The following is a 12,226-nucleotide window of genomic DNA, read 5'->3' on the forward strand; positions in this document are numbered from 1 at the left end:
TGTTGGACTATAAATTGTTTGAATTTAAAGGGTTTCAAATAAATTCCAAATTTTAAATTCTAAAACCCAAATAGGTTTTAGGATTTATTGATTATTGCAGATAAAATTTTGCGTAATTCTTCTGCTTCATTTAACAGTGTCTCTAATTCGCTATCAAAATTGTAGTTTAAATCTTTTAAAAGTTTTAGCCAAAGTACTGTCTCTTTGGCTTCTTTTCTAGCAATTCTCAGTCTAAATTTAAAGTCTTTTTCCCCAAGTTTTTCATTAGCTTCAATATAATTTGCTGCAATTGATCCAGATGAACGAATTAATTGTTTTCCGTCTTCAATATTGGATAGATTTTTTGGAAGCGATTGAATTAATAATCTGCAATTTTTTGCAAATATATAACTACGTTCTTCCAAATCATATATTTTCTTATCTTCCATGGATAAATTGAAATTATGTATTTAAGTTTTGGAATATGTTATTTTTTAAGCTTGAAATTTTTTACATATACAAATCAATTAATCCTTCAGGCGTATCAACAATAATGGTTTTTGTTTTCCTGTCCACTTTTACAATAAATTCATCATTCATTGGGATTAAAATTTCCTTGCCATCATTTTCGACTTCAAAAAGAGCTTGTGCCGTTGTATCATTAATGGATTTAATAATGCCAACTTTACCGTAGTTTTTGTCTTCCATAGTAAAACCAATCACTTCGTGAAAATAAAATTTATTGCCTTCTAATTTTGGCAACAACTCTAGAGGTAAATACACATCACTTTTTATAAGTGCATCGGCATCCGCCTCATTAGTAACATCTTCAAATTGCACGCGTAATAAATCCGATTTATGAAGTTGGGAATGTTCTATGAAAAAAGGAATAAATGTGCCTCTAACATCAACAAACATGGCTTCTAAATTTTCATAAAGTTCGGGTTCATCGGTATCTAGTTTTATAAGCAACTCGCCATTAAAACTATATTTTCTAACAATTTTGCCTAAGTAAAAGCAATCTTCTTTTTTCATTGAAAATGTTTTTTATCCTGAACTTGTTTCAGGACCTCAATATGGTAATTGAATCAATTTGATACTGAAATAAATTCAGTATTATGCAAAATTATTTTGCATAAAAAACTCCGATAAATCTATCGGAGTTTAAAAGTATAAAAAAATACTGTTTTTTATTCTTCTTCTTTAACTTCAGGAACTGCTTCTTCAGTTGTAGCCTCTGCTGTTTCTTCAACAACATCTTCTACAGCAGTTTCAACTTCAACTTCTTCTTCTGCTACTTCTTCAGCAACTGGAACTGCGGCAGCAATACGAGCTTCATTAGCAGCTTTTTCTGCTTCTAAAGCCTTTGCTCTAGCCTCCGCTTGTGCTTTTGCTAAACCATCTGTTTTTGCACCAACTTTTCCTGCTTTTTCATCTAACCAAGCAGTGAATTTTGCTTCAGCTTGTTCTTCTGTTAAAGCGCCTTTTCTAACACCACCTACTAAATGATTTTTAAGTAAAGCACCTTTGTAAGATAAAATGGCTTTAGCTGTATCTGTTGGTTGAGCACCATTTTGTAACCAAGTTACGGCACCATCAACATTTAAATCGATACTTGCTGGATTTGTGTTTGGGTTGTAAGTTCCTAATTTTTCTAGGTATTTACCATCTCTTTTTGAACGCGCATCAGCTGCTACGATCCAGTAAAAAGGTTTCCCTTTTTTACCATGTCTTTGTAATCTAATTTTTACTGGCATAATAATTAATTATTTGAGGTTCTCGACCTCGGTTATTAATAAGGGCGCAAAGATAATTAATAATTAATAATTAACAATTAATAATTGTATTTTTCTTAAAACAATAAACACACAGGGCTAGGTACTTTTACCTCAGTTAGAAAAGTGAGTTTTCCAGTTGGGGCGTCAATCCTGAAAACAGTGATATTATGACTTCTTTGATTGGCTACCAGTAAAAATTTACCTGTTGGGTCTAACGTAAAATTTCTTGGCCAATCACCGTGAACCGACATGGTTTGAATTTTTTCAATAGTACCATCCAATTTATTTCTTTTATAAACGACTATGGAATTTTCACCTCTGTTAGAACCGTATAAATAAAGTTCATTCTTAGATAAATGAATATCGGCACAAGAATTTTTTCCTTCATAACTTTCGTCCAGCGTTGAATCGTAATCAATCTGTTCAAAACCAGTATCTGTTTTTTTAACTGAAGTTACGGAGCTTCCGTATTCATTTATAATATAGATAAATTGCCCCGTTTTTGTCATGGCAAAATGTCGAGGTCCCGGATTTCCTTCCATCTTCACAATTTCAGGTAATGCTAATTCATAGTTATCATTTTTTAATTTGTATTGATACAAGGCATTCATGCCTAAATCGGCGACAAATAATTCATCTCTAAAAAATTGTGCTGAATGTGCATGTGATTTTCTATCCATCGTATTATAATCAAAAATCTGTGACGCTTCATTAAGTTTCCCATCTCTTGCAATGCTGTAGATGGACGCACTGCCACCACCATAATTAGATACAACAGCTTTGTTTCCTTGTCTGTTTAATGAAATATGACAGGGTCCTTTGCCATTACTATCTACTTTATTTAAAAATTGCAACTGACCATTTTCTTGAATTTTAAATGAAGAAACTGAGCCTCCCAGACTTTCGCTTACGGCATATAAATATCTTTTGTTTGGTGAATAGGTTATAAATGATGGGTTTTGAATAGCCTCTGCTAATTGTAAATTACTAAGTTCCCCAGTTGAGGGGTTAAATTCTAATTTGTAAATACCTTCGCTGGTACCCTCAGTATAAGTGCCTATATATAGAGGAATATTTTGTGCTTGACTGTTTAAAAACGACATCGCTAAACCTAATGTTAAAAGTTTAATGTTCATGGTATTTTGTTTGATAGTTTCAAAAATAGGGTATTTTAATTAAAAAAGTGTTTGCTTTTTGTTCAAAACTCTTGATAACTTCGGTTAAAGAAAGTATAAATTCTATGTATTTTTATAAACTCCGTTTATAATTTCTAAACGACTTAACAACAAACATCTAAACCAAAAAATGTATTTAATTTTCGATACCGAAACCACAGGATTACCAAAACGCTGGGATGCACCTATTGCCGATGTTGATAACTGGCCAAGGTGTATTCAAATAGCATGGCAATTGCATGATGCTATGGGGAACTGTATCGAACATCAAGATTATTTGATTCAACCAGACGGATTTAATATTCCCTATGATGCCGAAAAAATACACGGTATTTCTACCGAATTAGCCCAAGAACAAGGCGTTCCGCTAGCGGAGGTTTTAGAAAAATTTAATGAGGCATTAGGCAAAACCAAATTTGTGGTCGGACAAAATGTGAAATTTGATTTGAACATTATGGGTGCTGAGTTTGTACGCGAAAATGTTGCAAACCCACTACAAGAGCTTCCCGTTTTAGATACATGCACCGAACATACGGCCAGTTTATGCCAAATCCCTGGAGGACGGTATGGAAAGTTTAAATTACCGACCTTAACTGAATTACACGAATATTTATTTAATAAGCCTTTTGCTGAAGCACATAATGCCACAGCCGATGTTGAGGCAACCACACGTTGCTTTTTAGAGCTGGTTCGTTTGGGTGAATATACCAAAGAACAGCTCGATGTTCAATCAAATTATTTTAAGGATTTTAATGAAGCTAATCCTAAGACGATTCAACTTATCGGATTAAAGCACATCAACCTAAAACAAGAAAGTGCTAAAATAAAAGAGCGTCTTAAAAATGTTAAGGTTGAAACCATTTCTACTGAAGACATAAAACAAAATATATCTGATTTAGCCGATACCGATTTTGTACATCTTCATAACCATTCCCAATTTTCGGTTTTGCAGTCAACCATAAGTATTGATGCTCTGGTCGCAGCAGCGGCAGAGCATAATATGCCAGCAGTCGCATTAACCGATCATGCCAATATGATGGGTGCCTTTCACTTTGTGAAATCCGTGAGTAATCATAATAGAATTGTAAAAACAAAAAACGAAGCAGCTATTGGAAAAGGAGAAACACCAACAGCAAAAGAAATTAAACCAATTTTAGGCTGTGAGTTTTTTGTTTGCGAAGACCATACCGATAAAACCAGAAAAGATAACGGGTATCAAATCGTTTTTTTAGCTAAAAGTAAAAAAGGGTATCATAATCTGGCCAAATTATCGTCACATGCTTTTGTAGATGGGTTTTATTATTTACCTAGAATCGACAAAAAGCTTATTCAGCAATATAAAGAAGACCTGGTTGTTTTAACAGGAAATTTATATGGCGAAGTGCCGAGCAAGGTTTTAAATGTTGGAGAAAATCAAGCTGAAGAAGCCTTGCTTTGGTGGAAACAGCAGTTTGGCGATGATTTATATATTGAACTCATGCGCCATAAGCAGGAAGATGAAAACCGGGTTAATTCGGTGCTGATTGCCTTTTCAAAGAAACATGATATTAAATTAGTTGCGACAAACAATACATACTATTGTAAAAAAGAAGATGCCAATGCGCATGATATTTTACTCTGTGTAAAAGACGGTGAAAAACAAGCAACGCCTATTGGTCGTGGACGTGGATACAGGTATGGTTTGCCAAATCAAGACTATTATTTTAAGTCTTCGGAAGAGATGAAAACCTTATTTAAGGATTTGCCCGAAGCGATTACGAATATTCAGGAAATAGTTGATAAAATAGAGACTTACAGTCTAGCTAGAGAAGTTTTATTGCCTGCTTTTGATATTCCCGAAGCATTTAAAAATAAAGAAGATTTGATTGATGGCGGTAAGCGCGGTGAAAATGCTTATTTACGTCATTTAGCTTATCAAGGAGCAAAAAAACGGTATGGAGAAGACTTTCCCGAAGATATTAAAGAACGCATCGATTTCGAGTTAAGTGTTATTGAAAAAACAGGGTACCCAGGGTATTTCCTTATTGTAGAAGATTTTATTCGTGAAGCCCGAAATATGGATGTATCCGTGGGGCCAGGACGTGGTTCTGCGGCTGGTTCGGTGGTCGCTTATTGCCTTTGGATTACTAATATTGATCCGCTTAAGTATGATTTGCTTTTTGAGCGTTTTTTAAATCCAGACCGTATCAGCATGCCCGATATTGATATCGATTTTGATGATGAAGGTCGAAGCAGGGTTATGGATTATGTTATCAAAAAATATGGAAGCAATCAGGTAGCGCAGATTATTACTTATGGTACCATGGCTGCTAAATCGTCCATTCGCGATACCGCGCGTGTATTGGATTTGCCACTATTTGATGCTGATAGAATAGCCAAATTAATTCCGACTATGTCTAAACTAGATCGGATTTTTGGTTTGACTGAAAAGGAATTGAGTAGCAAGTTTCGATCTGAAGATTTAGAAAAAGTCAATCAATTACTAAATATTTCTGAAGGTGATGGTTTAGAAGCTGAAACCGTAAATCTGGCACGAATTCTTGAAGGGTCTCTTAGAAATACAGGGATTCACGCCTGCGGTGTTATTATTACACCAGACGATATCACCAAATTCGTCCCTGTTGCCACGGCGAAGGATTCCGATTTATATGTTACCCAATTTGATAACTCCGTCGTTGAAGAAGCCGGATTATTGAAAATGGATTTTTTGGGGCTGAAAACCTTGACTTTAATTAAAGACACAGTCAAGATTGTCAAGGCAAAACATGGCATTACTTTAGACCCCGATAGCTTTCCATTAGATGATGAAAAAACATATGAGTTGTTCCAAAAAGGAGAAACCGTTGGTGTGTTTCAATACGAGTCGCCTGGTATGCAAAAGCACCTTAAGGATTTAAAACCCACCGTTTTTGAAGATTTAATTGCCATGAATGCGCTCTATCGTCCGGGGCCAATGGAGTATATTCCAAGTTTTGTCCGCAGAAAGCATGGCGCTGAAGTGATTGAGTACGATTTGCCTGCCATGGAAGAATACCTAAAGGAAACCTATGGTATTACGGTGTATCAAGAGCAGGTGATGTTGCTGTCCCAAAAACTAGCTGGATTTACTAAAGGTGAAGCCGATGTGTTGCGTAAAGCCATGGGGAAAAAGCAAATTTCGGTACTCGACAAAATGAAACCAAAATTTGTTGAACAAGCCAGTGCCAATGGCCATGATGCCAAGATTTTGGAGAAAGTTTGGAAAGATTGGGAAGCCTTTGCGAGTTATGCGTTTAACAAATCGCATTCCACTTGTTATGCTTGGATAGCTTATCAAACGGCTTATTTAAAGGCACATTATCCTGCCGAATACATGGCAGCGGTGCTATCCAATAACATGAACGATATCAAGCAAGTGACCTTCTTCATGGAAGAATGTAAGCGTATGAAGTTGCCAGTGCTTGGTCCTGATGTAAATGAATCTTATTACAAGTTTTCGGTAAATAAAGATGGTGCTGTTCGCTTTGGCATGGGCGCCATTAAAGGGGTAGGTCACGGCGCCGTAGTAACCATTGTTGAGAACAGAAAAAAGGAAGGGAATTATAAATCCATTTTCGATTTTGCTAAGCGTATCGATTTGCGAGCGGCTAATAAAAAGGCTTTTGAAAACTTAGCTTTAGCAGGCGGTTTTGACGGATTTAAAATCACACATCGCGCCCAATATTTCCATGATGATGGCGATGGCATTACCTTTTTAGAAAAAGCGATTCGCTATGGTGCCAAGCATCAAGAAAACGAAAATTCAGCGCAGGTAAGTTTGTTTGGTGACGCTAGTGATGTCCAAATAGCAGAGCCACAAGTGCCACCATGTGAAGAATGGGGCACCATGGAAAAATTAGCAAGGGAAAAAGAAGTTGTTGGTATTTATATTTCTGGGCATCCGCTAGACGATTTTAAAATTGAAATGAATACGTTTTGTAATGCTAGTTTGGCATTGTTTAGAGATTTAAATGCATTTGTAAACAGAGAACTGGTTTTTGGTGGCGTCGTTACCGATGTGCAGCACCGCGTTAGTAAGCAAGGTAAAGGTTGGGCATCATTTACTGTTGAAGATTATACCGATAGTTTTGAGTTCCGCATTTTTGGAGAGGAATATCTAAAATTCAGACACTTTTTAATGAAAAACAATTTTGTATTTGTTAAAACGCTGATTCGTGAAGGGTGGATTAACAAAGAAACAGGTAAAATGAGCGATCCCCGTTTGCAGTTTAATAGCTTCCAATTACTGCACGATGTAATGGAAAACTATGCTAAAAAACTATCCATTCAACTTAATATTGACGATTTAAAAGAAGATAAAGTTTTAAAATTGAAAGAACTTTTGCAAATGCACCCCGGTAATCAAATACTCAATTTTGTGGTGTACGATAATAACGAAAAAATAAAGTTAAGCATGCCTAGTAGAAAGCAAAAAATAAAGGTTTGTCAAGAATTATTAAATGAATTAGAGCATGAAAATGTGGTGTTTAAGTTGAATTGATATATTAAACAATGAAACATCTAGGGTAATTTTTAAAGACACAGAGAACAGAGAAATGATTAATCAGGATGTTACATGTAACCATTGAAAAGCAATAAATATAAACACATGAAATCTGAAATTATTAAATCTTTAACAGATAATTTTGAAAACCATTCGCAAACAACTGAAAGTGGCATAGAGTTTTGGTTTGCTAGAGATATTCAACAGCTTTTAGGTTATTCAGAATGGAGAAATTTCCAGAATGTTGTAGTGAAATCAAAAATTTCTTGTGAAGCTAGTGATAATCTGATTTCAGACCATTTTGTTGACGTCAACAAAATGGTACAACTTGGTTCTGGAAGTAGTAGGGAAATTGATGATATCATGCTAACAAGGTATGCTTGTTATTTGATTGCTCAAAATGGAGATCCAAGAAAAGAACAAATAGCATTTGCCCAAAATTATTTTGCTGTTCAAACTAGAAAATTTGAATTGATAGAGCAACGAATAAAAGATTGGGAAAGGTTACAGGCAAGACAAAAGTTAACTCTATCTGAAAAAGAGTTGTCTGAGTTGATTTATGAAAGAACGGGAAGTGATAAAAATTTTGGATTAATAAGAAGTAAGGGAGATCAAGCTTTATTTGGCAGGTCTACCAAAGAAATGAAAAAGAAGTTAAAGGTTCCAGATAGTAGAGCTTTAGCAGATTTTTTGCCTACTATTACAATAAAAGCAAAGGATTTTGCTACAGAGATAACAGTTTTTAATACTAAAGACAAAGGGTTGATAAATGAAATAAGCATTTCTTCAGAACATATAAAAAATAATAAAGGAGTCAGGGGTTTACTATTGGAACGTGGTATTAAGCCCGAAGAATTGCCTGCAGAAGAGAATATAAAAAAGCTGGAAAGACGTGTTTCTTCTGAATCTAAAAAGTTAGGAAAAAACCCTGATAAACTTAATTGAATACTTTTAGTTTTTAATTTAAGCTAGTTTAGTGTAAAGGTTTCGAGTGACATCTTATTTATTTTTAAGAAAAATGAAAAGGATAAAACAAACAGCCTGATATATTTACATAATGATACACCAAAAATTAGCATAACGCTAAACAATGAGATTATAAGTAAAACAAATTGTTAGCATGTAAGCTTTAGAGATTATTTTGACTAAATTTGTAGTTTAAAATTAAAAGTTGAACACGTAAAATATAAATATTATGGCATTAGAAATAACAGATGCAACATTTGAGGAAACAGTATTAAAAAGTAGCAAGCCTGTATTGGTTGATTTTTGGGCCGCTTGGTGTGGACCATGTAGAATGGTTGGACCAATCATCGAACAAATTAGCGAAGAATACGAAGGCAAAGCAGTTGTTGGTAAGGTTGATGTAGATGCAAACCAAGAATTTGCTGCAAAATACGGTGTGCGTAACATACCAACTGTTTTGGTTTTTCAAAATGGAGAAGTAGTTGGTCGCCAAGTAGGTGTAGCACCTAAAACAGCTTATACAGAGGCTATTGACTCGCTTTTGTAATTTAAATGAAAAAAGAAAATTGAAAAGGTTTGCCATTTTGGTAAACCTTTTTTTATTTTAGTTAAAAATTAATACATATGAGTAATAAGATAAAAGTTCAAGATGCCATAGATAGTAAGTTATTAGAACAGCGTAAAATATTCCTTTGGGGTCAAGTAGATGATAAATCGGCTAAGCATGTTATAGATCGATTGATGTATTTAGATGCCTTAGGGACGTATGATATTCATTTATACGTAAATAGTCCAGGAGGTTACGTAACATCTGGTTTTGCTATTTACGATTGTATGAAATCTATAAAAAGCCCAGTATCTACCATATGTACAGGTTTTGCGGCATCTATGGGTTCCATTATTTTATCTGCTGGCGAAAAAGGCAAACGGTTTATACAACCTCATGCCCGAGTGATGATTCACCAACCAAGCGGTGGCGCACGCGGACAAGCTAGTGATATTGAAATTACAGCAAAAGAAATTATAATAACCAAAGAATTAAGTGCTAGAATATTGGCAGAAAATTGTGGCCAAACTTTTGAAAAAATCATAAAAGATTTTAATAGGGACCATTGGATGGGAGCACAAGAATCCGTTGCATATGGCATCGTAGATAAAGTATTGTAATTTACGAATTTAGATTTACGATTAAAGAATTCCTCCCCTTTGGGTAGGTTAGGTGGGAAATGAACTTACAACACGAACTTAATAAAGCAGAAGGATTTAAAAACTTGGAATTACTTGCAAAACAGGTGGTTGAAGGTTTTATTTCGGGTATGCACAAAAGTCCGTTTCATGGGTTTTCTGCTGAATTTGCCGAACATAAAATGTATAATCAAGGTGAGAGCACGCGCCATATCGATTGGAAGTTGTATGCCAAAACAGATAAACTGTACACCAAGCGATATGATGATGAAACCAATTTGCGTTGTCACATAATTATTGATAATAGTAGTTCCATGCACTACCCCGAACTATCAAATTTTTCAATACAGCATTTAAACAAAATTGCATTTTCAGCCTTAGCTTCGGCATCCTTAATGTATTTATTTAAAAAGCAACGAGATGCCATCGGCTTAAGCATCTATAGTGATGAATACGATTTTTATGCACCAGAAAAAGGTAGCGAACGTCATCATCAAATGTTGTTAAATAGGTTATCGAATGTGGTAGTTTCAAAACCCATAAATAAACAAACGGACACGTATAAATACCTTCATGAAATAGCCGAAAAAATCCATAAACGTTCCATGATTTTTTTATTTACCGATATGTTTCAAACAAACCAAGAAGAAACCAAACTTTTTGAAGCGCTTAGGCATTTAAAGTACAACAAGCATGAAGTTATTTTATTCCATGTATTTGATAAGGAAAAAGAATATACTTTTAATTTTGATAACACTCCAAAACGTTTTGTAGATGTGGAGACGGGCGACTATATCAACTTGTATGCCGATACCATTAAGGAAAATTATACCACTGCCGTGAGTACGTATTTTGACGCATTGCGTTTAAAATGTGGACAATATAAAATTAACTATATAGAGGCCGATATTAATAAAGATTTCAATACCATCTTGACGACGTATATGATAGAGCGTCAAAAATTTGTTTAGATCCCCACCTAGCCTCCCCAAAGGGAAGGAATGACCACTTAATGGGTTTAAGGCCATTTATTTTATGGTGAAAGAAAGAATCCTAAGCATAATCAAAATAAAATTAAAAAACACAAAAAAACATTTGCCATATAAAAAAAGGCATGTATATTTGCAACCGCAATAAAGCAACGGTCTGGTAGTTCAGTTGGTTAGAATGTCGCCCTGTCACGGCGAAGGTCGCGGGTTCGAGTCCCGTCCAGACCGCGAAAATTGCTAAAGAGCTCTGAGAAATTAGGGCTTTTTTTGGCACTTTAAAGAAGTTGTGTTGTCCCCAGTAAAATGGGGTGGTTTACGTAGTTGAACCGATGGAAAGCTTTCCTTTTTTCTTTATAGAAGATTGGGATGCTTTTTTGTTTTAAGGGGATTTATTCTTTTTTCTAAGCTCGGCAATTATTTCAAGTAGTTTTTTTAATCTGATATGAGTTAGATTTGACTTCATCAATTGTTCTTATTTTTTTATTTGAAATAATGCAATATGTAAATAGTTTAACTAGTTTATAGCTGTATACTATAGCTATTATTATTACTGTTTTATCCATTTTTATTTGTCTTTTAATTAAACTTATTTCTTAAGTCTTTTTAAAAAAAAGGACATTAAAATCCATCTTTATATATTAAACAATTAAGAGACTAAACTGTTATATTTTCGATTTAAGGTGCGCTATGAGGTGTGTTTAATCATAACATGAAAGTAGAATTACTTATAATAAATAAATTGAATTTGATGGGTATTTACAGTTTAAGTTTAAGCGAAAAGATATTCAATAAAAGCCCTTAAAGCGGTTTTATAGATCGTTGAAAAAAGTGACTTATGTCATAGATTTTTTAATGTCATTAAATTAAATTCGGCCAAACTAAATTAGATAATACCATTTTATTTTTGTTATTTGTATAGATACTAATCAATTAAACTTTGTAAAAATGAACACTTTTATTATTGAATTAAAGCCTAGAAGAATTGCAACTTTTCTTGTTTTATTTATTTTATTAATGGGCTGTAAAAATGAAACACCAGAAATTAATATTACTGAAGATTCAAGTGATGCAGACAAAAATAATTTGACTGAAGTTATATGGCATATTAAAGCTATTCATCCAGATGGGAAACTTTTAGATATTAAGGCAATTGGGGAGGACGGTACTATTTTTGACGTTAAAGCAATTCAAGATAAAAATCAACGTAGTATATTAGATATTAAAGCTTTAGTAAATGGGAAGCAATTACCTGTTAAAGTTCTTGTTACTGAAGACAAATATATGCCTGTTAAAGCCATTGATGTTGATGGAACTATTATAGATATCAAGGCTTTATCAGCCGATGGAGATATGTTAGATGTTAAGGGTGTAACTCAATCTGGAAATATTATCAATATAAAGGCTATAAATAAGGAAGGCGAATTCTACGGCATTAAAGCTATTTCTCCAAATGGTTGGGTAAATGATGTTAAAGGAATTAAAATGAATAAAGAGACTGTTGAGGAAGTAGTTAGTGGAGTTGAAGTTTATGCACATATAAAAGGACTTACGCAAAGTTATTACTAAGGACAATAATTTACTATAGAAATTATATGTAAGCCTCTGAGGCATTCTAGTATGAAAATAGAACAA

Annotated in this window: 10 protein-coding genes and 1 tRNA gene; 7 read left to right on the forward strand and 4 right to left on the reverse strand. The window is 34.1% G+C overall.

The window, feature by feature from the left end; genetic code table 11:
- Window positions 1-77 precede the first annotated feature (77 nt).
- The 4 genes from CSW08_RS00910 to CSW08_RS00925 form a co-directional block, all read right to left on the reverse strand.
- A complete protein-coding gene (locus tag CSW08_RS00910; RefSeq protein ID WP_106658027.1) occupies window positions 78-428 on the reverse strand; it encodes a four helix bundle protein in 351 nt (116 codons plus the stop codon).
- A 61-nt stretch (window positions 429-489) separates the two neighbouring features.
- Entirely contained in the window at window positions 490-1,014 is a 525-nt protein-coding gene (gene rimM, locus CSW08_RS00915; protein WP_106658028.1) for a ribosome maturation factor RimM, read from the reverse strand.
- A gap of 155 nt (window positions 1,015-1,169) precedes the next feature.
- Window positions 1,170-1,736, reverse strand: coding sequence for a 30S ribosomal protein S16 (locus CSW08_RS00920; RefSeq protein ID WP_106658029.1), 567 nt, complete (start codon window positions 1,734-1,736; stop codon window positions 1,170-1,172).
- A 95-nt stretch (window positions 1,737-1,831) separates the two neighbouring features.
- The gene (locus tag CSW08_RS00925) at window positions 1,832-2,893 is read right to left on the reverse strand and encodes a lactonase family protein (RefSeq protein ID WP_106658030.1); all 1,062 of its coding nucleotides are present in this window, start codon (window positions 2,891-2,893) and stop codon (window positions 1,832-1,834) included.
- Window positions 2,894-3,062: 169 nt separating this feature from the next.
- Here CSW08_RS00925 and dnaE point away from each other — a divergent pair, with 169 nt between their 5' ends.
- From dnaE to CSW08_RS00960, 7 genes are all read left to right on the forward strand, one after another.
- Window positions 3,063-7,451 (forward strand): DNA polymerase III subunit alpha, encoded by a 4,389-nt coding sequence (dnaE, locus tag CSW08_RS00930; RefSeq protein ID WP_106658031.1) that lies wholly within the window; start codon window positions 3,063-3,065, stop codon window positions 7,449-7,451.
- A 108-nt stretch (window positions 7,452-7,559) separates the two neighbouring features.
- Complete coding sequence (gene dinD / locus CSW08_RS00935) at window positions 7,560-8,399, forward strand: DNA damage-inducible protein D (RefSeq protein ID WP_106658032.1); 840 nt, start codon at window positions 7,560-7,562, stop codon at window positions 8,397-8,399.
- A gap of 250 nt (window positions 8,400-8,649) precedes the next feature.
- Window positions 8,650-8,967: a thioredoxin gene (gene trxA, locus CSW08_RS00940; RefSeq protein ID WP_106658033.1), complete on the forward strand. Its 318-nt coding sequence runs from the start codon at window positions 8,650-8,652 to the stop codon at window positions 8,965-8,967.
- A gap of 77 nt (window positions 8,968-9,044) precedes the next feature.
- Window positions 9,045-9,587, forward strand: coding sequence for a ClpP family protease (locus CSW08_RS00945; protein ID WP_106658034.1), 543 nt, complete (start codon window positions 9,045-9,047; stop codon window positions 9,585-9,587).
- Window positions 9,588-9,646: 59 nt separating this feature from the next.
- The gene (locus tag CSW08_RS00950) at window positions 9,647-10,576 is read left to right on the forward strand and encodes a DUF58 domain-containing protein (RefSeq protein WP_106658035.1); all 930 of its coding nucleotides are present in this window, start codon (window positions 9,647-9,649) and stop codon (window positions 10,574-10,576) included.
- 172 nt (window positions 10,577-10,748) lie between these two features.
- A tRNA-Asp gene (locus tag CSW08_RS00955) sits at window positions 10,749-10,822 on the forward strand.
- 717 nt (window positions 10,823-11,539) lie between these two features.
- A complete protein-coding gene (locus CSW08_RS00960; protein ID WP_106658036.1) occupies window positions 11,540-12,160 on the forward strand; it encodes a DUF7486 family protein in 621 nt (206 codons plus the stop codon).
- The last annotated feature ends 66 nt before the right edge of the window (window positions 12,161-12,226 follow it).

The sequence above is a fragment of the Confluentibacter flavum genome (assembly GCF_002843175.1).
Classification (GTDB): domain Bacteria; phylum Bacteroidota; class Bacteroidia; order Flavobacteriales; family Flavobacteriaceae; genus Confluentibacter; species Confluentibacter flavum.